Below are 22,426 nucleotides of genomic sequence, written 5' to 3'. Positions count from 1 at the left end.
TGGCAGGACGTCGCCAGGCGCTACGCCGCCGCCAAGGAACGCACCAACGTCCTGCTCCTCGCGCCCTGACCGCGCACCCCCGATCGTCCCCCCTCTCGCCCGGCCGGACCGTACGATGTGAGCCGTGCGGCGCCGGTGGCGGCGCGGTCGCGCGGGCGGGGACAGGCGTACGGGGGGCGGGGTACGGGATGCGGGGGCACATCGTGTTGCCGGGCGGGCTGGTGCTGCGGCCCTGGGAGTTCGCCGACGCCCCGGCGGTGCTGCGGGCCTTCGCCGAGCCGCTGATGGAACGGCAGGCCGACGCGCCCGTCGGCACGCTCGCCCAGGCCGGGCAGTGGATCGCGCGGCGGCGTGAGCAGGGGGAGCGGGGCACCGCCCACGCCTTCGCCGTCGCGGGCCGCGACGGCATGGCGCTGGGCGGGGTCGCGGTCGGCCGTGTCGACGAGCGGCACCGCACCGGCTGGATCTCCTACTGGACCACCTCGGCGGCGCGCGGCCGGGGGGTGGCGACCGGCGGCTGCCGGGCGCTGGCCGACTGGTGCTTCGGCGAACTCGGCCTGTTCCGCCTGGAGTTGGGGCACCGCGTCGACAACCCGGCCTCCTGCCGGGTGGCGCGCGCCGCGGGCTTTGCCGCCGAGGGCGTCCAGCGGCAGAAGCTCGCCTGGGACGGCGTCCGCCACGACGTGGAGACACATGCCCGGCTGGCGACGGACCCGGACCCGGCCGCGCCGGAGGACGCGACGGTGCGGACGGAAGGCCCGGCCCGCGCGGCGCTGTCGGCGCCCACGGCGCAGGCGACACGGCCGGCCCGCCGCCCGGTGTGACCGGTCGGCGGGCCGGGCCGGCGGCCGTGCTGCCGGCCGTGCTGCCGGCCGTACGGGACCGCGCCGGGCGGGTCAGCGGCCGATGCGGATGCGGTGCACCTGGTCCTGGCCCTCCGGACCGGCGCCGGACTTGTCGACCACGTAGGCCGTTCCGCGGTCCACGGTCACATGGTTGGGGTTCGCGCCGGTGGCCAGGGTCTCCACGACGGCGCCCCGGCGGGGGTCGACGACCGTGACGTCGCCGTCCGTGCGGTTGGCCACGAGCACCCGGCCGGTGCGCGCGTCGGCCGCGACGGACAGCGCGCCCGCGCCGGTCGGGATGCTCCTGGTGACGGTCTTCCCGCGCAGGTCGACCACCGAGACACCGCCCGCGGTCTGGTCGGCCGCGTAGGCGGTGCGGCCGTCGGCGGACAGGGCCACGGAGATCGGGCCGTCACCGGCCGGTATGAAGGAGGGGTCCTTCGCGTAGGGGGAGACGGCGATGAGCCGGTCGCCGTTCAGATCGGCGGCGTACACCGTGCCCGTGCGCTCGTTGACCGCGAGGCCGGTCGGGGCGGCGCCCTCCACCGTGACGCGCTTCTTCTCCTTGAAGGTGCGGGTGTCGAAGGCGACCACGCTGCCGTCGCCGAAGCCGCTCGCCCAGGCGAGGTCGTGGCGCTCGTCCACGACGATCTCGCGGGCGTGCGCCACGTTCGGGAGGGTGGCCAGGTGCCTGCCGGTGCGCTGGCTGTAGACGGCGACGGAGTTGTCGCGGGTGTTGGTGGTCCAGACGGTGTTGTGCTCGTCGTCCACGGCGACGCCGTAGACCGCCTCGACCGCGCCGGTGGCCGCGTCGGTCACGGGCGGCGTGTAGGCGGCCCGCACGGACAGGGTGCGCGGGTCGACCTTCAGCAGCGCCGAGGAGGTGACCGGCGGGCGGCCGACGGCGGTGGTGGCCCACAGGACGTGGTTCCGCTCGGAGTACGCCGACTGGTACAGGCCCTTGGCGAGCGCGGCCGAGGCGACGGTCGAGCCGTGTCCGGCGTGCGTCGCGTCACCGGTGTGGGCGGAGGCCGTACCGGCCAGGAGCGGCGCGCTGCCCGCGGCGAGCGCCACGGCGATCGCGGCGGTGCGGCGGATCCGGCGGGTGACTGAGGACATCTTTTCCCACTTCCGTGTGCGGTCGTGTGCGGCACCGCAGGGACCGGTGCCGGAAACAAAGGTTAGCCTAACCTAAGTTGATCAGGGGTCAAGGTGGCCCCGGGTCCGGCGCCGACCGACCGGTTCCCTGAGCGGGAGACAGCGGTAAGGTGAACCTAAGTCGATCAGCCGATCCCTCGTGTCCCCGCACCGGAGCCGCATCGCATGACTGTGACCGCACCGCCCAAGGGCGCCCCGCAGCACCCGCCGCGCCTGGCCCGCCCGAGCGCGCTCCCCCTGCTCGCCGAACCCGCCTGCGCGCTGCCCGGACCGGCCGGCCTGACGCGGTTCTGGGCGGACGTGAGCCGCCGCGGCACCCCGCTGATCGGCCCCGATCCGCTCGGCAGCCCCGACCACCGCGCCGTCACCTTCCTGTGGCGCGGCGGGCCCGGCACCCGCGCGGTCCAGGTCATGCCCAACAAGCTCGGCGACCCGCGCGCCCCCGAGGGCAACGTGATGCGCCGCGCGCCCGGCACCGACGTATGGCACTGGACCGTCCGGCTGCGCACCGACTGGCGCGGCACGTACGACTTCTTCGTCGACGAGGGCGACGGGCCCGCGCCGGGCCACCCGGAGTACTGGCAGTGGCTGCGCCGCAACCGCCGCGCCGACCCCTACAACACGCGTCGGCTGCCCCGCCGCTGGGGCGGCGAGCCGATCGCCTGCGCGGAACTCCCGCACGCGCCGCGCGCGGCCGACTGGCGGCCCCGGCCGGAGGCGCCGCGCGGCACGGTGAGCGAGCACCGGGTGCCGAGCCGCCACCTCGGCGACCACCGGCGGGTGTGGCTCTACACCCCGCCGTCCACGGCCGCCGCACCGGCCGAACTCCCCGTCCTGGTCCTGCTGGACGGCGAGCACTGGCACCCGGGACTCGGCGTCGCCCACCTCCTGGACAACCTGATCGCCGACGGCCGCATCCCGCCCGTCGCCGCGCTGCTGCCGGACTCCGTGGACGCCGGAACCCGGTGGGCCGAACTCACCTGCCGCCCGGAGTTCGTGGCCTTCCTGGAGGAGGAGCTGCTGCCCTGGGCCGGGACCCGGCTGCCGCTCACCGCGGACCCCGCGCGCACCGTCGTCGCCGGGCAGAGCCTCGGCGGCCTCACCGCCGCCTACGCGGCCTTCCGCAGCCCGCACCGGTTCGGCAACGTGCTCGCCCAGTCGGGCTCGTTCTGGTGGCCGGACGGCCCCGGTGCCGAGTGGCTGACCGGACAACTCGCCTCCAGCGCACGGCTGCCCGTCCGGTTCTGGCTCTCCTTCGGCGAACAGGAGTGGGTGGCCCTGCCCGCCGCCCGGCGGCTGCGCGAGACCCTGGCCGCCGCGGGCTACGACGACGCCGTCTACCGCGAGTTCAACGGCGGCCACGACTACCTGTGCTGGCGCACCGAACTTTCCGACGGCCTGACGACCCTGCTCACCGACCGCTGACTCACCGACCACCGACCACCGACCCGGCACGCCCGGAAACCGGAACTCCGGCCCCGGGCCCCCGGTTCGCACGACGGCCCCCCCACAGCGCCGCCGGACACCCGCCCCGGGCCGCCGCCCGCGCCCCCGCCGCCCGCCGAGCCGTTGCACGACGGCCGGCATGCCGACACGTCCGTGATCCGGCCGCGCACGGGCCCGTCCCGCACCGGCGCCCCATGCGTCGGACCACCGCTGTGCCCCGGCCGCCCGTCCGCCGAACCGCCGTGCGGGGGCCGGGGAGGCGGTGCCGGGGCGGACACGCGGCCGGGGCCCGGCCGGGGGGGCTTGGCGCCGCCGTGTCCCCGGACGGTCGCCCGTCGAACTGCTCCGCTCCGGGGCGGCGGGGCGGTCACGGCACGGCCGTGGACCGGTGGGACGAGCGCGGTCCGCCGCTCCGGGGCGGCGGGCCACCGAGCCACCGCCACTGGGACACCGCTGGGCCACCGAACGACCGGCCGAACGACCGGCCGAACGCCCGGCCGCACGGCCGTGTCTCACCGTGCCGGTGTCGAGGACCGCTCCTGATCCGCTCCCGTACCCTCCGTACGGCTGACCGGCAGTGCGCATGCCGCCGCGTGGCCGGGCGGTGCCGCGATGTCCAGGAGCCGCCATCCGGCCACCCGCGCGGGCCGCTCGGCGGCCCCTCGGCGGACCGCCGTGAGGCCGGGGCCCGAGAGTCCCTCTCCGGTGGCCTTCACCATCGCCTCCGTACGGGTCCAGCAGCGGGCGAAGGCGGCCGGCCGGGCCTCGGGAGGCAGGGCGGCCAGCTCCGCGCGGTCGGCGGGGTGCAGTGCCGCCGCCGCGTCGGCCGCGAGCCCCGCCGCGGGCACCCGCTCCACGTCGACGCCGACCGGAGCACCGGCCACCGCCAGCATCGCGACCGGCCCGGTGTGCGACAGCGAGAAGTGCAGCCAGACGCCGTCCGGACCGGCGAGCGCGGGACGCCCGTGCGGCTCCCCGCAGCCGGGGCACGGCAGCCGGATCAGCGGTACCCGTGCCCCCGGGACGCCCAGATAGACGCCGAGCAGTCGGCGCAGCGCGGCATGGGCGGTCACGTACGCCGCCCGCGCGCCGGGGCGGCGCAGGGCCGCGGCCCTGCGCCGTTCCCCGGCGTCCAGCACGGACAGGGCCGAGGGAGGCGTCTCCCGGACGGGGGAGACGCCGGTCGTGGGGGCCCGCACCAGCCAGGCGTGCGGGCCGTCGGCCGGGTCGGGCAGCGGCATCCGGGGCGGCCAGGTCCAGGTGCGCGGCCGCAGCCGCGGATCCGCGGCGGGGACCCCGCTCATGATCCGTCCGCCGCGCTCACGCGGTGATCTCCTTCAGCCGGGCCGCCAGCACGGACGCCACCGTGTCGAGGTGGTGCTCGCGCAGCAGCTGCGGATGCGTGCAGTCCAGGTCGTGGTTGTCGAGGGCGCCGCCGATGTGCGGGCGCCACGCCTCCCGGGTCAGCCAGTCCTCGGCGCGCGGCGCCGCCGCGGTGAAGAACAGCAGGTCGCCGTCGAAGCGCCGGTGCCGGTGCTCGCGCATCATGCGCGCGTGGTTGGGCACGATGTCGACGATCCTGGACAGGGTGTGCCCGCTCAGCCCGGCGAGCGGGTTGCCGGCCCGGCGCAGCGTGGCCAGCACGTCCTCGCGGGTCCGCTCGCCCGCCCGCTCGAAGCCCGCCATGCGCAGTACGGCGGTGAGCGCGTCGCCCTCCTCGGGCGCGGGCCGCTCCCGCCACTGCTCGGCGGGGAAGGCGTCGAGCAGCGCCAGCAGGTCCACCCGCTCACCGGCCTCCCGCAGCCGTACGGCCACGGTGTGCGCGAGGATCCCGCCCACCGACCAGCCCAGCAGCCGGTAGGGGCCGTGCGGCTGGACCTCGCGGATCCGGTCCGCGTAGTCCGCCGCCTGCTCCTCCAGGGTGCGCGGCAGCGGGCTGTCGTCGCCGAGCCCCCGCGCCTGGATGCCGTACAGCGGCTGGTCGGGGCCGAGCCGGGCCGCGAGACCCGCGTAGCACCAGGCGAGGCCGCCGGCCGGGTGCACGGCGAACAGCGGGGGCCGCTCGCCGCGGGCGCGCAGCGGCAGCACGACGCCGAGCGCGTCGCGGGCGGCCGGTGCGGCACCGTCCAGCCGGGCGGCGAGCGCCGCCGGGGTCGGGGCCTCGAACAGCGAGCCGATGGTCAGCTCGGTGCCGAACTCCTCCCGGACCCGGGCCACCAGGCGCACCGCGAGCAGCGAGGTGCCGCCCAGGTCGAAGAACGTGTCGTCGGGCCCGATCCGCTCCACGCCGAGCACCTCGGCGAAGAGCCGGGTGAGCGCCGCCTCCCGGGCATCGGCCGGTTCCCGGTCCCGGGACGTCCCGGCGAACACCGGGGCGGGCAGCTCGCGCCGGTCCAGCTTGCCGCTGGGGCCCAGCGGGAAGGCGTCGAGCACGACGACCGCGTTCGGCACCATGTGCTCGGGCAGCGCGCGGGCCACCCCGGTCCGCACCGCCACCGGATCGGCGTCCCCGGTGACATAGCCGACGAGCAGCTGCTCGCCGGGCCGGTCCTCGCGCACCAGCGCGCACGCCCCGTCCACCCCGTCCTGGGCGGTGAGCGCCGCCTCGATCTCGCCGGGTTCGATGCGCTGGCCGCGCAGCTTGACCTGGTGGTCGGTGCGGCCCAGGTACTCGACCTCGCCCCGGTCCGTCCAGCGGGCCAGGTCGCCGGTGCGGTACATGCGGCCGCCGGGCGGCCCGAACGGGTCGGCGACGAAACGGGCCGCCGTCAGCCCCGGGCGGCCCAGATAGCCGTCGGCCAACTGCCGTCCGGCCAGGAACAGTTCACCGGGCACCCCGGGCGGGCAGGGCCGCAGGGCCGCGTCCAGGACGTGCAGGCGGGTGTTCCACACCGGCCGGCCGATCGGCACCGGGCCCTCGTCCGCCGGATCGCAGGCGTGGTGGGTGACGTCGACGGCGGCCTCGGTGGGCCCGTACAGATTGTGCAGTTCCACGCCCGGCAGGGCGCGCGCGAAGGCGTGCGCGGTCTCCCGGGGCAGCGCCTCGCCGCTGCAGAACACCCGCCGCAGCGCGGTCGCGCAGTCCCCGGCGCGCGGTCCGGCCAGGAAGACCTGGAGCATGGAGGGCACGAAGTGGCAGGTGGTGACGGCCTGTTCGCCGATCAGCCGGGCCAGCTCCACCGGGTCCTTGTGCACACCGGGACCGGCGACGACCAGGGTGGCGCCCTCGCGCAGCGGCCAGAAGAACTCCCACACCGACACGTCGAACGACGACGGTGTCTTCTGGAGCACCCGGTCGGCCGGGGTCAGTCCGTAGGCGTGCTGCATCCAGCGCAGCCGGTTGTCGATCGCCCCGTGCGACACCACCACGCCTTTGGGCCGGCCCGTCGAACCGGAGGTGTAGATGACGTACGCCGGATGCGCGGGCGTCAGCGCCCGTGCCGGGGTCACCCAGGGGGAGTCCGGCAGGTCGAGGCCGTCCAGGACCACCAGCGGCACGTCCGCCTCGCGCGGCAGCCGTCCGGCGCGGTCGGTGACGGCGCACACCGGCGCCGCGTCGCCGAGCATGTACGCCAGCCGCTGCTCCGGGTAGTCCGGGTCCAGCGGCAGATAGGCGGCCCCCGCCTTGGCCACCGCGAGCAGGGCGACGACCAGCTCCACCGACCGCGGCACCGACACGGCCACCACGGCGCCCGGCCGGGCGCCCAGAGCCTGGAGGTGGTGCGCCAGCCGGTTGGCCCGGACGTCCAGTTCGGCGTACGTCAGCGAGAGCGTGCCGTCGGTGAGGGCGACGGCGTCCGGGGTGCGGGCGGCCTGCGCCTCGATCGGGCCGACCAGCGTGGTCGGCGGGACGGTGCGGGCGGTGCGGTTGAACTCCTGCACGAGAGGGAGTTCGGCGGCTCCGGCGATGCCGAGGGCGGCCGTGGGCGCGTGCGGGTCGCACTCCGCGACCTGTTCGAGCAGATGCAGCAGCCGCTCCTGGTGCGTGGCCAGCGCCTCGTCGTCGTACAGGGCCGGGTTGCCGTCGTGGTCGATGGCCAGGCCGCGCCCGTCGGCGCGGTCGTAGACATTGACGGTGAGGTCCTCGACCGGTCCGGCGGACAGGTTGCGGGCGCGGACCGGGGCGCCCGCGAAGTCCACGCCGTAGTCGAACGGCATGACGTTGACCAGCGGACCCACCAGGGCGCGCTGCTCGCCGAGCAGTCCGAGGTCGCGCCGGATGTCCTCGTAGCGGTAGTGCTGGTGCCTGCGCACCTCGCGGACGCCGAGCACGACCTGCCGCACCAGCGCGGCGAAGGTGGCGCCCGGTGCGACGGCAAGGCGCAGCGGCAGCAGGTTCATCACCATGCCGGGCACGCGCAGCGCGGCCGAGCCCATCCGGCCCATCATCGGCAGACCGAGCACCACGTCGGGCCGTCCGGTCGCCCGCGAGACGTACAGCGCCTGCGCGGCGATCAGCACGTCCGGCCAGGTGGCCCGCAGCCCGGCGGCCTGCTCGCGCAGCCGCTCGGTGGCGGCGGGCGAGAGCCGGGCCCGGCGGCGCCGGAAGGTCCGCGCGGGCAGCGCCCCGCGGCCCGCGAGCCGCGGCACCTCCGGACGGTCCGCGAACGCGGCCGCCCAGTACGCGCAGTCTGCGGCGAACGCCTCGGAGGCCCGGTAGGCGGCGTCGTCCCGGACCAGGTCGGCCAGGTGCCCGAACCGCCCCGGCGGCACCTCCTCGCCGCGGGCGAGCGCCGAGTACACCTCGGCGGTGCGGCGCACCAGCAGCGAGTAGCCGAAGCCGTCCATGGCCAGGTGGTGGATGCGCTGGTACCACAGCCAGCGGTGCTCGCCGAGCCGGAACAGGGCGTGCCCGAACAGCTCTCCGGCGGCCAGGTCGCAGGGCTCGGCCAGATCGGCGTGCATCCATGCCTCGGCCTGCCGCGCGGCCTCCTCCATGTCACCGGCGGCGCGCAGATCCCGTACGGTGAGCGGGAGTCCGACCGCGGCGCGGACGTACTGGCGCGGACCGTGCGGGCCGTCCTCGACCCGGATGCGCAGCGCGTCGCTCTCCGCGACGACCTGCCGCAGCGCCGCCGCGAACAGCTCCGCGTCCAGCGGGCCGTCGATCTCCAGGCACTCCGCGGTGTTCTGGGCGGGGCTGAGCGGGTCCAGCGCCTGCGCGAACCACATGCCCGACTGCGCGGCGGTCAGCGGCAGTTCCCGCTCCCCGGTGCCGGACTCCGCTCCCGCCGGGGCGCCGGGGCCGCCGGTGAGCGCGGTGGTCACGCGACCCCCAGCAGGTCCGCCCAGGCCGTGACGGCGGGCCGCTCGGCGAGGTCGGTGAAGTCGGCCGTGACGGAGTGTTCGCGGCGCCAGCGCTCCAGCAGCGCCATGATGCGCACCGAGTCGAGGCCGTGGTCGAGGAGGTCCTCGTCGACGGGGATGTCCGCCGGGTCCTCGCCGAGGCTGTCGGCGATGTCGTTGCGGATCTGGTCCAGGGTGAGGGTCATGCCGCTCACACCTCCTCGAAGAGCGCGTCGGTGGTGGTCACGACCGCGCAGCGGCCGGCGGCCCAGCGCAGGGCCATCTCGTGGTCCGCGCGGGAGAAGTCGGCGACCGCGTCGGCGACGACGAACGCCTGGATGTCGCGCATCCACGCGTCGCACGCCGTCATCAGCACGCCGATGTGCGCGTACACCCCGACGATCAGCAGCTGGTCGCGCCCCCACCCGCGCATGCGGGCCTCCAGGTCGGTGCGGGCGAACGCGCTGTACTTCCACTTGGTGAGCAGCGTGTCGGCGGGCTCGGGCGCCACGGCGGCGGGCACCGCGAGCGCCTCGGCGTCGTCGGCGACCCCGGGGCCCCAGAAGTCCAGCTGGAGCCCGCGCTCCTCGGCGCTCTGCCCGCCGCGCTGGACCGAGTAGACCACCGGCACACCGAGCCCGCGGGCCCGCTTCAGCACCCGGGCGCTGTTGTCCAGCATGCCCGTCAGCGGCTGCGCGCCGGCCGGGAAAGCGGACAGGAAGTGCTGCTGGAGGTCGTGCACCAGCAGGACGGCGCGCGCCGGGTCCGCGGACCAGGACACCCGGCCCTCGGGCAGCTCGTCGGCGGTGGGCAGGGGATAGGAGGGGATGGAGGGAAGTGCCATGGGTGGGGCCTCTCAGCGCTGCTCGGCGGTCGACCGCTGGTGCTTCTTGCTGACCTTGCCGATGCCGGTCTGCGGGAAGGTGTCGACGAACTCGACGAGGTCGGGGACCTTGTAGGCGGCGACACCGCGTTCGCGGACGAACCGTTTGACGGCGGCGGGCCGCAGCGGCTCGGCGCCCTCGCGCAGGATCACATAGGCCAGGGTGCGTTCCCCCAGGAACTCGTCGGGCACGGCGACCAGGGACACGTCGTGCACGGAGGGGTGGCCGAGGATGATGTTCTCGATCTCCTCGGCGGCGACCTTCTCGCCGCCCCGGTTGATCTGGTCCTTGGCCCGGCCCTCCACGACGAGGTGCCCGCTCGGTGTGCGGCGCACGATGTCACCGGTGCGGTAGAAGCCGTCCTCGGTGAACGCGGTGCGGTTGTGGTCGGGCGCCCGCCAGTAGCCGCGGATCGTGTAGGGGCCGCGGGTGAGCAGATGCCCGAAGGCGCCCTCGGGCACCTCGCGTCCCTCGTCGTCGGCGATCCGGATCTCGTCGTCGGGGCAGATGGGCCGCCCCTGCGTGGTGACGACCGTCTCCGGGTCGTCGTCCAGCCGGGTGTAGTTGACCAGGCCCTCGGCCATGCCGAAGACCTGCATCAGCCGGCAGCCCAGCGCGGGTTCCAGCCGGCGGGCCGCCTGCTCGCTGTACTTGGCGCCGCCGACCAGGACCAGCTCCAGGCTCGACAGGTCGTACGCGCTCGCGGGCGCGGCGTCGGTCCACACCAGGGCCAGCGGCGGCACCAGGCCGGTCATGGTGATCCGCTCCCGCTCGATCAGCGGGAAGGCGGTGCCCGGGTCGGGCGCCGGGCACAGCACGGCCGTGCCGCCCGCGTACAGCACGCCGAGCCAGCCCGGCGAACTCATCGGGAAGTTGTGGGCGGCGGGCAGCACCACGAGGAAGCGGGTGTCCGCGTCGACGCCGCAGATCTCGTTGGAGCCGCGCAGCGAGTAGAGGTAGTCGTCGTGGGTGCGCGGGATCAGCTTGGACACCCCGGTCGTCCCGCCGGACAGCTGGAGGAACGCCAGCTCGTGCGGGCGCGGGCCCTCGGGCTCGGCGGCCGGTTCGCACGGGACGTCGGCCAGCGCGGTGTGCGCGCCCGCCTCGCCCGCCACGAACACATGCCTGAGGCCGGGCGTGCGCTCCTGGATCGTGGTCGCCAGCTCCCGGTGGTCGAAGCCGCCGTGCACGTCCGGGATCACATAGGCGACGGCCTCGGAGAACGAGCAGAAGTGTGCGATCTCCGTCTCCCGGTGCGCGGGCAGCGCGTACACCGGCAGCGCGCCGAGCCGGAACAGCGCGAAGACGACCTCCATGAACTCGCCCCGGTTGGGCAGTTGGACCACCACGCGGTCGCCGCGGCCGATGCCGCGCGCCGCGAACCCGGCGGCCAGCCGGTCGGCGGCCCGGTCCAGTTCGCGGTAGGTCCAGGTGCGCCGCTCGGGTGCCGGGTCGACGAGGGCGACCCGGTCGGGGTGGGCGGCGGCCCGCTCGCGCAGCATGCCGCCGAAGGTCTCGCCGCGCCAGTACCCGGCCGCCCGGTAGCGCGCGGCGAACTCCTCGGGCCAGGTGGGCGCGTCGAGCCCCGGGGTGAGGGCGGAGCCGGTCACAGCGCGGCCCCCACGGCGTCCAGGAAGGTGCGGAACTTCGCGGCGGTCTCCGCCGTCTCGGCCTGCGGCGAGGAGTCGGCGACCACGCCCGCGCCCGCGAACAGCCGCAGCGTACGGCCCTCGGCCTCGGCGCAGCGGATGGTCACGACCCACTCGCCGTCGCCGTCCGCGTCCTGCCAGCCGACCATGCCGGTGTACGCGCCCCGGTCGAAGGGCTCCGATGCGGCGATGACCGCGCGGGCGGCGTCGGTGGGCGTCCCGCACACCGCCGGGGTCGGGTGCAGCGCGCAGGCCAGGTCGAGGGCGGTGACGGCCGGGTCGGTGACCTCGCCGGTGACCGTGGTCGACAGGTGCCACATGGCCGCCGTCCTTACCAGCGTGGGCCGTTCGGGCACCTGGAGCCGCCCGCACAGCGGTTCCAGGGCGCGCCGGACGGCGTCCACGACGACGGCGTGCTCGTGCAGGTCCTTCGGCGACTCCAGCAGCGCCACCGCCCGGCGCACGTCCTCGGCGAGGTCGGCGCTGCGCGGCGCAGAGCCGGCCAGCGGGTTGGCGGTCAGCTGGGCGCCCCGGCGGGCGACGAGGAGTTCCGGGCTGGCCCCGACCAGGGTGCGGCCGCCGCCGCTGGGCAGCGCGAAGGTGTAGCCGCCGGGGTCGCGGCGGGCCAGCCGGCTGAGCATGGCGGGCAGGTCCGGTTCGCCGGGCGCGGTGAGTTCCAGGGTGCGGGCGAGGACGACCTTGTCGAACTCGCCGTCCCGCATCCGCCGTACGGCCGCGGCCACGGCCGCCGCGTACTCCTCGGGCGCGGGCCGCTCGCGCACCTGCCAGCCGGTGCCGTCGGCGGGCTCGGGCGCGGGCAGCGCGACGAGCGGGTCGCGGCGCAGCGCGGGCGCGCGGCGCACCGACTCGGGCACGGCCAGCGCGAGCGGGCCGTCCGGGGCGAACGGCACCGAGCCGAGGACCAGCGGGGCGCTCTCGCCCGGCCGCCGCAGGGAGTGCAGGAGTTCGCCCACCCGGCCGGGCAACGGGTCGCCGCCGTGCGGTACTTCGGCGGCCGTGCCGGTGCCGAGGAGGGTGCGGTGCGGAGTGGCGAGGAAGCGGTCGGATCCGGCCCGGTAGGCGTCGAGCAGGGCGACCGCCGCCCCGGGAGCGGGGTCGGCGGGCGCGGACTCCACGGCGCCGAGGCCGGGTTCGCGCAGGGAGGCAGTCATGGGGTCTCCAGGCAGTGGGGGCACCACGGAGGATGCGGGCGGTGCCGGTGCGTCAGGCGACGAGGGTGGCGCCGCCGTCGACGTAGAGGTCGTGCAGGGTGATGTGGCGGGCGCGGTCGGAGACGAGGAAGGCCACGGCGTCGGCCACGTCGGACGGTTCGGCGACGCGGCCGAGCGGGATGCCGGTGCGGTACGTGGCGAGGTCGCCCTCGATGACGGCGCGCCGGCCGCGTTCGGCGCCCTCGGGGGAGTCGGCCCACATGGCGCGCTGCATGTCGGTGAGGGTGGAGCCGGGGGAGACGGTGTTGCAGCGCACCCCGCGGCCCGCGACCTCCAGGCCCAGGCACTTGGTGAACATCACCGCCGCCGCCTTGGAGGCGGCGTAGGCGGCCATGCCGCTGCGCGGGACACCGGCCGCGTTGGAGGCGACGGTGACGATGCTGCCCCGGCCGCGGGCGGTCATCCGGCGGGCGACGGCCCGTGAGACATGCATCACGCCATGGGTGTTGACGGCGAACACGGCCGCCCAGTCGGCGTCGTCGAGGTCCACCACGGGGGCGCCCCGCAGGATCCCGGCGACATTGACCGCGATGTCCAGCGGACCGAGCGTGTCCTCGGTCTCGGCGACGAGCCGGTCCACGGCGGCGGCGTCGGTGACGTCCAGGGCGCGGGCGGTGACCCGCTCCGGCGCGGCGGCGGCCGTGGCCCGTACCGCGTCGGCGTCCACGTCGGTGGCGACCACGTGGGCGCCCTGCTCGGCGAGCGCGCCGGCCACGGCCGCGCCGATGCCCCGGCCCGCCCCCGTCACGAGGGCGAGCCGGCCCGCCAGTTCCGGTCCGGTGCTCACTTGACCATGGCCTTACGGATGTCGCCGAGCACGGAGTCGGCGGCCTCGGCGCCGCCCAGGCTGGTCCACTTGGAGCCGTCGATCAGCGTGGCGTGGCCCTGGCGCACGGAGTTCAGCTCGCGGTAGGCGGGCTTCTTCTGCAACTGGTCCAGCAGGCCCTTGTCCGGGCCGGCCGACGACAGCGTGCCGATGAACAGCCAGTCGCCGTCGATCTCCTTGAGGTTCTCGTCGCTCAGCGGCGTCGAGTGGCCCTGGCCCTTCTCGTTCTGGATGCCGGGGCGTTTGAAGCCGAGGTCCTTGAGGACGTCGCTGATGAAGACGCCCTGCTGCATGACGGCGGTGCCCTTGGCGGAGTAGCGGGCGACCGAGACGGTGGCGCCGGCCTTGGCGCCGAGGTCCTTCTTCAGCGCGGCGGCCTTGGTGTCGTAGTCGGCGAGGAACTTCTTGGCCGCGTCGGCCTTGCCGAGCACCTGGCCGGTGAGCTCCAGCGACTTCTTCCAGCTCTTGGTGTTGTCGATGGTGACCACGGTGGGGGCGATCTTGCGCAGTTGGGCGAGCACCTGCGCGTCGGCGGTCTGCCCGGCGAGGATCACGTCGGGCTTGGCCTGGACGACCTTCTCGATGTCCGGGCCGGTGACCGCGCCGACCACCGGGATGCCCTGGGCCTGCTGGGCCAGGTACTCGGGTGCGCCCTTCTGGCCGCGGCCCGCGCTCAGGCCGACCGGCTTGACGCCGAGGGCCAGCGCGGAGTCGAGGTCCATCTCGCTGAGCGCCACGACCCGTTCGGGCGTCCTCGGGATCTCGACCTTGGTGCCGGACGCGTCCGTGACCGAGGTCCGCCCCCCGCCACTTGTGCCGGCGGTACCGCTCTTGGGAGAGTCGTCGTCCGAGGAACCACAGGCACTGAGGACGACCCCACAGGCGATGGCGAGGGCCACCGCCGCGGTACGGCGGGAGAGGCGGGAAGGGGTACGGGTCGACGGCATCATGGCCTGAAATCTCCGTTGTTCGACTGTCGTGTGCCCGAGGACGGGAGTCGCACTCCGGCGTGCGGTACGTCGTGAAGGCGTGCGGAACGGGGCACATCCGGACATACGGATGCACGGGCGTCCTGCCACCTGGGCGGATACCTGCTTAGGTTAGGCTAACCATATGTTGATGCGGAGAGGGTGGTCCATACGGTTCGGATCCGGCCACCGGAACGAACACCCGGCCGGAGAACGCCCCGTCGCCCCCGTGGCCGCCGTCCTTCTCGTCCTGCTGCTGGCCCTGTGCGTGGCGTCGCTGCTCATCGGCACCGGCTCCACCGCGCCGGGCCGCGCCTGGGACTACCTCCTCGGTGAGCACACCGCCCGCGCCGACCCCCAACTCCGCCTGGCCGTCGTGGACGTACGGCTGCCGCGCACCCTCGCGGCCGTACTCGTCGGCGTCTGCCTCGGCACCGCGGGCTGCCTGCTCCAGGCCGCCACCCGCAATCCGCTCGCCGAGACCGGGCTGCTCGGCGTCAACTCCGGTGCCGCCTTCGCCGTCGTCGTCGGACTCACCTTCTTCGGCGCCTCCTCGGCGACCGCCCTGCTGGTGTGGGCGCTGCTCGGCGGCATGGCCGCCAGCGCCGTGGTCCTGCTGCTGGCGGCCGGCGGACGCGCGGCGGGCTCCCCGCTGCGCCTGGTCCTGGCCGGCTCCGCGCTCGGCGCCACCTTCCACGGCCTCACCTCCTACGTCCTGCTGGGCACGCAGTCCACCTTCGACGTCTACCGCTACTGGACGATCGGCTCGCTCGCCGGGGTGCGCACCGCCGACCTGCTGCCGCTGCTGCCCCTGGCGGCCGCCGGGGTGCTGGTCGCCTTCGGCTGCGCCCGGCCGCTGGCCGCGCTCGGCCTCGGCGACGACAGCGCCCGCTCGCTCGGCCACCACCCCGGCCGGATCCGCCTGGTGGTCGCGGCGGCCGTCTCCCTGCTGGCCGGCTGCGCGGTCGCCGTCGCCGGGCCGATCGCCTTCCTCGGCCTGCTCGCCCCCTACGCCGCCCGCGCCCTGGCCGGGGCCCGCATGGCCGCCCAGCTCCTGCTGTCGGCACTCGTCGCCGCCGATGTGATGATCGTCGCCGACCTGCTCGCCCGGGTCGTCATCCGCCCCTGGGAGACCCCGGTGAGCGTCCTGCTCGCCTTCGTCGGCGGCCCCCTGCTCGTCTGGATCGCCCGCTCCTCCCGCCTCTCCACCGCCGGAGCCGCCTCATGACCGCCTCGCCCGCCCTCCCACCGGACCGCGCGGCGGGGGGCGGTGAGGCGCTGGAGGCTCCGGAGGGCGCGGGGGCCGCCGGGTCCGCGACGGCGGTGCGCGGCGGAGCGAAGCCCTCCGCCCGGGAGACCGGTTCCGCGCCCGCGAACGGCGACGCGAACGGCGACGCGGGCGCGCCCGGCCCGCCCGCCGCCCGTATCGCGCCGCCGGACAGCGTCGTGCTGCGCGCGGGCACGCTCTCCTGGCTCTTCCCGCGCCGCAGCGCCCTCGCCGCCGCGCTGCTCCTCCCGCTTCTCGCCCTGCTCATCGCGCTGGCGGTGATGGCCAGTTCGACCGGGATGAGCCTGCACGACACCGTGTCCGGACTGCTCGGGAACGGCGACCCCGGCACGGTCATGATCGTGCGGGACTTCCGGCTGCCGCGGGTCTTCGTCGGCCTCATGGTCGGCGCCGCCCTCGGCGTCGCCGGCTGCCTCACCCAGACCCTCGCCGGGAACCGGCTCGCCACCCCCGACCTGATCGGCGTCAACGAGGGCGCCACCGCCGCGGTCGTGGCCTCCGCCGCCGGATCCTCCACCGGCATGGTCGGCGACTGGTGGCTCGGCCCGGTCGGCGCCGTCGCCGCCGCCGTCCTCGTCGTGCTGTGCGCGGGCGGCGCGGGCAGCGCCGGGTACCGCCTCCTCGTCGTCGGGATCGGCGTGTCCACCGTGGTCGGCGCGGTCGGCGACCTCGTCATGTCCCGGGAGAACGACAACACGGCGGGCGGCGTGTTCCTCTGGGCCGTCGGCAGCCTCAACGGCCGCGACTGGCACGTGGGGACACCACTGCTGATCGCGCTGCTGTTCCTGCTGCCGCTCGCGCTCGCCGCCGGACACCGGCTCCAACTGCTGCGCTTCGACGACGACACGGCCGCCTGCCTCGGCGTCGACCTGCGCCGGCTGCGCGCCGCCGCGCTCGCGCTCGCCGTCGCCCTGGCCGGACTCGCCGTCGGCGTCGGCGGCCCCATCGCCTTCGTCGCGCTCGCCTCCCCGATCCTCGCCGGACGCCTGAGCGGTCCCACCCGGGTGCCGGTGCTGGGCTCCGCGCTGGTCGGCGCGGCCCTCATCACCGCGGCCGACGCCCTGGGCCGCGTCATCGCCCCCGTCGAACTGCCCGTCGGCGTCGTCACCAGCGTCCTCGGCGGCCCCTTCCTCCTGTGGGCCCTCTTCCGTACGGACTCGACCACCGGAAAGGCATGACCACCCCCATGACCGACGCCCACCCCGGCCTGCACGTGTCCGGCCTGCACGCCGGATACCCCGGCCGTCCCGTCGTCCGGGACGTCGAACTGACCGTCCCCGCCGGGCAGGTGGCCGCGATCGTCGGCCCCAACGGCTGCGGCAAGTCCACCCTGCTGCGCACCGTCGCCCGGCTGCACCGGCCCACCGCGGGCAGCGTGCACGCCGACGGCGCCGACATCTGGCGGCTGACCCAGCGCCAGGCCGCACACCGGGTGGCCCTGCTGCCCCAGTCGCCGCGCGCCCCGGAGGCCGTCACCGTCGCCGGGCTCGTCCGCTACGGCCGCCACCCGCACCAGGGGCTGCTGCGCCAGTGGTCCCGGGACGACGAACGGGCCGTACGCGAGGCACTGGAGGCCACCGGCACCACGGAACTGGCGGGCGAACGGCTGGACCGCCTCTCCGGCGGCCAGCGCCAGCGCTGCTGGCTCGCCATGGTGCTCGCCCAGCACACCCCGGTCGTGCTGCTCGACGAACCCACCAGCGCCCTCGACCTCGGCCATGTCGTTGACGTCCTCGAACTGGTCCGCGAGGTGGCGGCGGCCGGCCGGACCGTCGTCATGGTCCAGCACGACCTGGCCTCCGCCGCGCGCTACGCCGACACCCTGATCGCCATGCACGACGGCCGGGTCGTCGCCCAGGGCCCGCCCCACGAGACGGTGGACGAGGCGCTGGTCAAGGAGCTGTACCAGGTGGAGGCCGACATCCTGCGCGCACCCGGCGACGCCGCGCCCGTCGTCGTCCCGCGCGCCCGCCCCTGACGTCCCGGAGCACCCGGAACGAGCAGGGGAGCGGGGGCGGACGACGGCTCGCGCGATGTCCGTGTGAGCCCTGTACGCGCCCCCTTCCGTACGGCGAGAATGCGCCGTGCCGGACGGGTGGACGGCCGAAACCCGACCACCTGCCGCCCGTCCCCGACAGGAAAGCAGGTCTGCCGCTGTGCTGTTGCGTCTGCCCACCTCCGTGTCCGAAGCGCGGGAATGCGTGGCCGAAGGGATCGTCCCGATAGGCGGTGCCACCCTGCTGTGGGCCACCTGGCAACGGGACGGCTTCCCCGAACAGGCCATGTCCCTGCGCGAGTTGCCCGAGGCCAACGTCATCGGCCGGGAGACGCTCGGCGCCGCGGTGGTGCTGCACCGGATAGACGACCGTGTACCGGAGGTGCTGCGCGCGGCCGCCGCCACGATAGGCACCGGGGCGGTGCGCCGGACGGCGTCGGTCGGCGGCAACCTCGTGGGCAGCAGCCTGCGGTGCCTGCTGCCCGCAGCCCTGGTCCTGCGGGCCCGCGCGACGGTCCTGGACGCCGACGGGGTCCAGGAGACCGGTCTGGCGGAGGCGATGGAGGCCAAGGGGTCCGTCCTGCTCTCCCTGCGCTGGAACGCGCCCGCCGCCAGCGCCTACCGCAAGCTGCCCGGCGACGCGGGCGGCCCGCCGCCCCTGGTCGTCGCCTCCGCGCTGCACACCGACGGCGCCGGACACCACCTGCTCCATGTCGCCGTCCGCGACGGCTACGACGTACGCGACGCCGACGCCGACTGCGGCACCGGTGCCGCGACCGTCCTGGACACGCTGCGTGCCACGGCCGCCTTCGGCGATCTGCCCGCCGAGGCGTGGGACATCGTCCACGAGCAGACCGCCCGCCTGCTCGGCGACGCCGGACTCGCGTAGCCGGGACCCGATCGCACGGCGCGCACGGCGGCACCGGGCCGCCTCGCCCCGCCCGGCTCCCCGGTCGGCACCCGGCCGGTTCCCTGATCTGCCACCCCGCCGCCGGCCTCGCCGCCGCCGGGCGCTACCGTCCCGCAGGGGAGCTGTACCGAAACGTCCCCCACTGGGCGGAGAAGACCGGTCGGTGACGAGACCGATGGATCCGATGGAACCGATGGATCCGATGGGTCAGATGGGTCCGACCGATGGCGAGGAGAGCCGATGGGTGTGAGTGCCGACGCGATGACCGGCCCGGCACTGGCCGCGGGCGGTCCCGCCGCACCGACCGTGGACCGGCTGCTGACCTCGTGGCAGCCGGACGTCCCCGCGCTGGTGCTGGTGGCCGTCCTGGGCGGCCTGTACGGCTGGGGCGTGCTGCGGCTGCGCCGCGACGGCCGGTCCTGGCCGGTCGCCCGCACCGCCGCGTTCGTGGTGCTCGGGCTGGGCGCGCTGGTGGTGGCCACGATGTCGGCGCTGGCCGTCTACGACCACGTCCTGTTCTGGCCGGCCGCGGTGCAGAACGTCCTGCTCGACCTGCTCGCCCCGCTCGGCCTCGCCCTCGGTGACCCGCTGCGGCTGGCCGTCGAGGCGCTGCCCGGCGGGCGGGCGGCGCGGCTCCGGCGGGCGGTCACCGGCCCCGTGGTGCGCGTGCTGACCTTCCCGCTGGTCAGCACGGTGCTGGTGCTCACCACGGAACTGGTCGTCTACTTCACGCCGTACTTCGCCACCGCCCTGCGCGTGGGCTGGCTGCACGAGCTGATGTATCTGCACCTGCTGGCGGCCGGGTGCCTGTTCGTGGTGCCGGTGCTCACCCGCGAACAGGCGCTGCCCGCCTGGTGCTCGCATCCGGTGCGCGCGGCGCTGGTCTTCCTGGACGGGCTGGTGGACGCGGTACCGGGCGTCGTGGTGATGACCCACGGCACCCTGATCGCGGGTGCCTGGTATCTGCACCACGCGCCCGCCTGGGCTCCGGACGTCCACCGCGACCAGCAGATCGGCGGCGGCGCCATGCTCAGCATCGCCGAACTGGTCGCGCTGCCCTTCCTGCTGGCCGTCCTCGCGCAGTGGGCCCGCGCCGAGCGCCTGCGCAACGCGGTGCTCGACCGGCGGCTCGACGCGGCAGCGGCGGGTGCGGCGGGTGTGACGGGTGCGGCGGCAGGCGCCGCGGGGGCCCCGGCCGGGCCGCCGTCCGGGACGGCCGCCCCGCAGGACGCCGAGCGCGTACGCCCCTGGTGGGAGACCGAGGACAACGAGGTCGCCGCCCGGCTCCGCCGCCAGCACGGCACACCCTGAACCTCTGCCCCCTGAACCGGCTGCCGGTCACCCGCCGGACAGCGACCCCACCGCCGCCGTGGCCAGGCGCACCGCCCGTTCGGTGACCGCCTCGAAGTCGTCGCCCGCCTCGACGGCCGTGGTCGCCGCGTTGACGAACCCCTGCAACAGGCGCGCGGTGACGCGCGGGGCGTCGTCGCCGAGCGCGGTGAGCGCGGCGACCAGCGGCTGGAGGATCTCCGCGTGCGCCTCGGCGGCGCCCTCCCGGAGCACCGCGGCGTCCCGGTCGGCGGCCAGGGCCTGGGCGATCCGGTGCTCGCCGTCCCGCACCAGTGTCAGCTGCGCCCGTACATAGGCCGCCACCTGCTCCTCGGGTGTGCGCGCGTGCGCCATCTCCGCCCGGATCCGCGCCGTCCAGCGGGGCGCCGTCTCGCGCACCACCGCGGCCAGCAGCTCGCGGCGGTCGGCGAAGTACTTGTAGACGCTGTTGCGGGCCAGGCCCGTGCGCGCGGCCACCGCCGCGAACGTCACGGCGGCCGCGTCGCCCTCCTGGAGCAGTTCGCGCGCGGCGGCGACCAGGGCCGAGCGCTGCTGGGCCCGGTGGTCGGCGACGGAGGCGGCACGGATCTTGGGCACGGACGCCAGTGTAGGAGCCCGCGCCCGGCCGCCCCCCTTCCGCACCCCCACTCGTCCCTCCCCGGTCACCCGCCCTCACTTGCCCACCCCCGCTTGCCCACCCCCCCACTTAGGGACACAGCGTCGCCATCTTCTATCTTGGGGACACCGTGTCCCTAAGACAGAAGAACGCTGGAAGGCACCTCCCGTGTACCTGGCCCTGCTCGAACTGAAGGCGGCCCGCGGCCGCTTCCTCCTCATGGGGAGCGTGGTGGTCCTCGTCGCCGCGCTCGTCGGCATCGTCGGCGGATTCACCACCGGACTCGGCGACGACACCGTCTCCGCGCTGCGCGCCCTGCCCGCCACCCACCTCGCCTTCGCCCGCGGCGCCGACTCCGACCAGTTCGCCCGCAGCCTGGTCGGCGCGCCGGAACTGGACGGCTGGCGCGCCCGCCGGGGCGTCGAGGCCACCGGTCTCGGCGTCTCCATCGCGCGCGGCACCACCGACCGGAAGGCGGAGGTGGACTTCGCCGCGTTCGGCGTGGAACCCCGCTCCTTCCTCGACCCGGGCAGCACCACCGGCGCCCCGCTGTCGGACGCCGAACCGGCCGGCATCGTCGTCTCGCAGCGCCTGGTGAAGGACGGCGTACGCGTCGGCGACACGCTCACCGTGGACCGCCTCGGCATCACCCTGAAGGTCCGGGGGACCACCGGCCGCGCCTCCTACGGCCATGTGGCCGTCGCCTATATGCCCGTCGCCACCTGGCAGCGGATCCGCTTCGCCGCCCCGGGAGCGGGCCCCGCCGCCGGGCGGCCGCCCCGGCAGTACAGCGCCGTCGCCCTGCGGGCCGGACCCGGAGCGGACCTCGCCGCCGGGGACGCGGCACTGGGCACCCGCACCCTGACCACCACCGGCGCCTACGCCGCCGCGCCCGGCTACACCGGCGAACGCGTGACCATGACCTCCATCCAGGTCTTCCTGTACGCCATCGCCCCGCTCGTCGTCGGCGCCTTCTTCGCGGTGTGGACCGTGCAGCGGCTGCCCGAACTGGCCCTGCTGCGCGCGCTGGGCGCCTCCCGGCCCCGGCTGCTGGCGCACACCCTGGCCCAGGCCGCGCTGGTCGTCGTCGCCGGGACCGCGGCCGGTGCCGCGCTCGCCGCGGGCGTCGGACTGCTCGTGGGCACCGAGGTGCCGTTCAGCCTGCCCGCAACCGGCCTCGCCCTGACCATGGCCACCGTCGTGCTGGTCGGGCTCGCCGGCGCTGCCGTCACCCTGCGCAAGGTGACCACCGTGGACCCGATGACCCTGCTGGGAGCCGGCCGATGAGCCTGGAACTGAGGAACGTCACCGTGACCCTGGGCCGCGGCGACTCCCGTACCACCGCGCTGCGCGACCTCAGCGCCGCCTTCGCGCCCGCCGCGCTGACCGCCCTGGTCGGACCGTCCGGCTCGGGCAAGTCCACCCTGCTCGCCGTCGCGGGCGCGCTGCTGCGGCCCGACTCCGGCCAGGTCCTGCTGGGCGGCACCGACCTCGCCCGGCTGACCCCGGCCGGACAGGCGCGCCTGCGCCGCGAGCGCGTCGGCTACGTCTTCCAGAGCGGCAACCTGCTCAGCGGCCTCACCGCCCTCGAACAGCTCCTCGCCGCCGCCTCCGTCACCGGCCGCGCCCCGCGCGCCGTACGGGCCCGCGCCACGGAACTGCTCGCCGAGGTCGGCCTCGCCCACCGCCTGCGCCACCGCGCCGACCAGCTCTCCGGCGGCGAGCGACAGCGCATCGCGCTCGCCCGTGCCCTGCTGCTCGAACCCGAACTGCTCCTGGTCGACGAGCCCACCGCCGCCGTCGACCGGGAGCGCGCCGCCGCCCTCGCCGCGCTGATCGCCGAAGCGACGGCCCGGTACGGCTGCGTCACCGTGGTCGCCACCCACGACCCTGTCGTCCGGACAGCAGCCGACCACACCGTCGACATGGCCGCCCTCCACCCGACCGGCCCCGCCTGACCACCCCGTACGCGCCGCCGCGTCCGCCGCCCCTC

18 protein-coding genes and 1 pseudogene are annotated in these 22,426 nt (G+C 75.8%); 9 read left to right on the top strand and 10 right to left on the bottom strand.

Going from position 1 to position 22,426, the window contains the following annotated elements; genetic code table 11:
* Positions 1-188: 188 nt before the first annotated feature.
* A pseudogene (locus tag ACWDYF_RS30035) lies at positions 189-713 on the top strand (GNAT family N-acetyltransferase); the annotation flags it as partial.
* A gap of 183 nt (positions 714-896) precedes the next feature.
* On the opposite strand, the gene ACWDYF_RS30030 reads toward ACWDYF_RS30035, so the two are convergent.
* Positions 897-1,964, bottom strand: coding sequence for a YncE family protein (locus ACWDYF_RS30030; protein ID WP_389470467.1), 1,068 nt, complete (start codon positions 1,962-1,964; stop codon positions 897-899).
* Positions 1,965-2,168: 204 nt separating this feature from the next.
* On the opposite strand from ACWDYF_RS30030, the gene fes reads away from it, so the two are divergent.
* Positions 2,169-3,428: an enterochelin esterase gene (gene fes / locus ACWDYF_RS30025; RefSeq protein ID WP_389470472.1), complete on the top strand. Its 1,260-nt coding sequence runs from the start codon at positions 2,169-2,171 to the stop codon at positions 3,426-3,428.
* A gap of 533 nt (positions 3,429-3,961) precedes the next feature.
* Here fes and ACWDYF_RS30020 read toward each other — a convergent pair.
* The 8 genes from ACWDYF_RS30020 to ACWDYF_RS29985 are packed head-to-tail and all read right to left on the bottom strand — an operon-like array spanning position 3,962 to position 14,276.
* On the bottom strand, positions 3,962-4,753 hold the full coding sequence (locus ACWDYF_RS30020; protein ID WP_389470478.1) for a 4'-phosphopantetheinyl transferase family protein: 792 nt from the start codon (positions 4,751-4,753) through the stop codon (positions 3,962-3,964).
* Positions 4,754-4,769: 16 nt separating this feature from the next.
* A complete protein-coding gene (locus ACWDYF_RS30015) occupies positions 4,770-8,717 on the bottom strand; it encodes an amino acid adenylation domain-containing protein (protein ID WP_389470481.1) in 3,948 nt (1,315 codons plus the stop codon).
* Positions 8,714-8,941, bottom strand: coding sequence for a phosphopantetheine-binding protein (locus ACWDYF_RS30010; RefSeq protein ID WP_389470484.1), 228 nt, complete (start codon positions 8,939-8,941; stop codon positions 8,714-8,716). The genes ACWDYF_RS30015 and ACWDYF_RS30010 overlap by 4 nt, the downstream gene beginning before the upstream one ends.
* Before the next feature lie 5 nt (positions 8,942-8,946).
* Positions 8,947-9,579 carry an isochorismatase family protein gene (locus tag ACWDYF_RS30005; RefSeq protein ID WP_018568475.1) on the bottom strand — a complete coding sequence of 211 codons (633 nt, stop codon included), beginning with the start codon at positions 9,577-9,579 and terminating at the stop codon, positions 8,947-8,949.
* A 12-nt stretch (positions 9,580-9,591) separates the two neighbouring features.
* Entirely contained in the window at positions 9,592-11,229 is a 1,638-nt protein-coding gene (locus ACWDYF_RS30000; RefSeq protein WP_389470490.1) for a (2,3-dihydroxybenzoyl)adenylate synthase, read from the bottom strand.
* A complete protein-coding gene (locus tag ACWDYF_RS29995; RefSeq protein WP_381744167.1) occupies positions 11,226-12,440 on the bottom strand; it encodes an isochorismate synthase in 1,215 nt (404 codons plus the stop codon). Before ACWDYF_RS29995 ends, ACWDYF_RS30000 begins: the two co-directional genes overlap by 4 nt.
* A gap of 52 nt (positions 12,441-12,492) precedes the next feature.
* Entirely contained in the window at positions 12,493-13,287 is a 795-nt protein-coding gene (locus ACWDYF_RS29990) for a 2,3-dihydro-2,3-dihydroxybenzoate dehydrogenase (RefSeq protein ID WP_389470493.1), read from the bottom strand.
* Positions 13,284-14,276 (bottom strand): ABC transporter substrate-binding protein, encoded by a 993-nt coding sequence (locus ACWDYF_RS29985; protein ID WP_389470495.1) that lies wholly within the window; start codon positions 14,274-14,276, stop codon positions 13,284-13,286. Before ACWDYF_RS29985 ends, ACWDYF_RS29990 begins: the two co-directional genes overlap by 4 nt.
* Positions 14,277-14,523: 247 nt before the next feature.
* Between ACWDYF_RS29985 and ACWDYF_RS29980 the strand changes: the two genes are divergently transcribed.
* The 5 genes from ACWDYF_RS29980 to ACWDYF_RS29960 all read left to right on the top strand — a co-directional run bounded on the left by ACWDYF_RS29980 (position 14,524) and on the right by ACWDYF_RS29960 (position 19,799).
* Positions 14,524-15,522, top strand: coding sequence for a FecCD family ABC transporter permease (locus ACWDYF_RS29980; protein WP_381744169.1), 999 nt, complete (start codon positions 14,524-14,526; stop codon positions 15,520-15,522).
* A complete protein-coding gene (locus ACWDYF_RS29975) occupies positions 15,519-16,760 on the top strand; it encodes a FecCD family ABC transporter permease (protein ID WP_389470499.1) in 1,242 nt (413 codons plus the stop codon). Before ACWDYF_RS29980 ends, ACWDYF_RS29975 begins: the two co-directional genes overlap by 4 nt.
* Positions 16,757-17,560, top strand: a complete 804-nt coding sequence (locus ACWDYF_RS29970; RefSeq protein WP_389470502.1) for an ABC transporter ATP-binding protein — start codon at positions 16,757-16,759, stop codon at positions 17,558-17,560. Before ACWDYF_RS29975 ends, ACWDYF_RS29970 begins: the two co-directional genes overlap by 4 nt.
* A gap of 178 nt (positions 17,561-17,738) precedes the next feature.
* Positions 17,739-18,467: an FAD binding domain-containing protein gene (locus ACWDYF_RS29965; protein ID WP_389470505.1), complete on the top strand. Its 729-nt coding sequence runs from the start codon at positions 17,739-17,741 to the stop codon at positions 18,465-18,467.
* Positions 18,468-18,728: 261 nt separating this feature from the next.
* Positions 18,729-19,799 (top strand): cytochrome c oxidase assembly protein, encoded by a 1,071-nt coding sequence (locus ACWDYF_RS29960; RefSeq protein WP_389470508.1) that lies wholly within the window; start codon positions 18,729-18,731, stop codon positions 19,797-19,799.
* A gap of 27 nt (positions 19,800-19,826) precedes the next feature.
* Here the strand turns inward: ACWDYF_RS29960 and ACWDYF_RS29955 are convergent, their stop codons facing one another.
* Positions 19,827-20,414, bottom strand: a complete 588-nt coding sequence (locus ACWDYF_RS29955) for a TetR/AcrR family transcriptional regulator (RefSeq protein WP_037890210.1) — start codon at positions 20,412-20,414, stop codon at positions 19,827-19,829.
* Positions 20,415-20,601: 187 nt separating this feature from the next.
* Between ACWDYF_RS29955 and ACWDYF_RS29950 the strand changes: the two genes are divergently transcribed.
* On the top strand, positions 20,602-21,720 hold the full coding sequence (locus ACWDYF_RS29950) for an FtsX-like permease family protein (protein WP_389470512.1): 1,119 nt from the start codon (positions 20,602-20,604) through the stop codon (positions 21,718-21,720).
* Positions 21,717-22,391, top strand: a complete 675-nt coding sequence (locus ACWDYF_RS29945) for an ABC transporter ATP-binding protein (protein ID WP_389470515.1) — start codon at positions 21,717-21,719, stop codon at positions 22,389-22,391. The genes ACWDYF_RS29950 and ACWDYF_RS29945 overlap by 4 nt, the downstream gene beginning before the upstream one ends.
* Positions 22,392-22,426 lie beyond the last annotated feature (35 nt).

The sequence above is a fragment of the Streptomyces sp. NPDC003284 genome (genome assembly GCF_053589675.1).
This window is presented reverse-complemented; position numbering and strand designations above follow the sequence as displayed.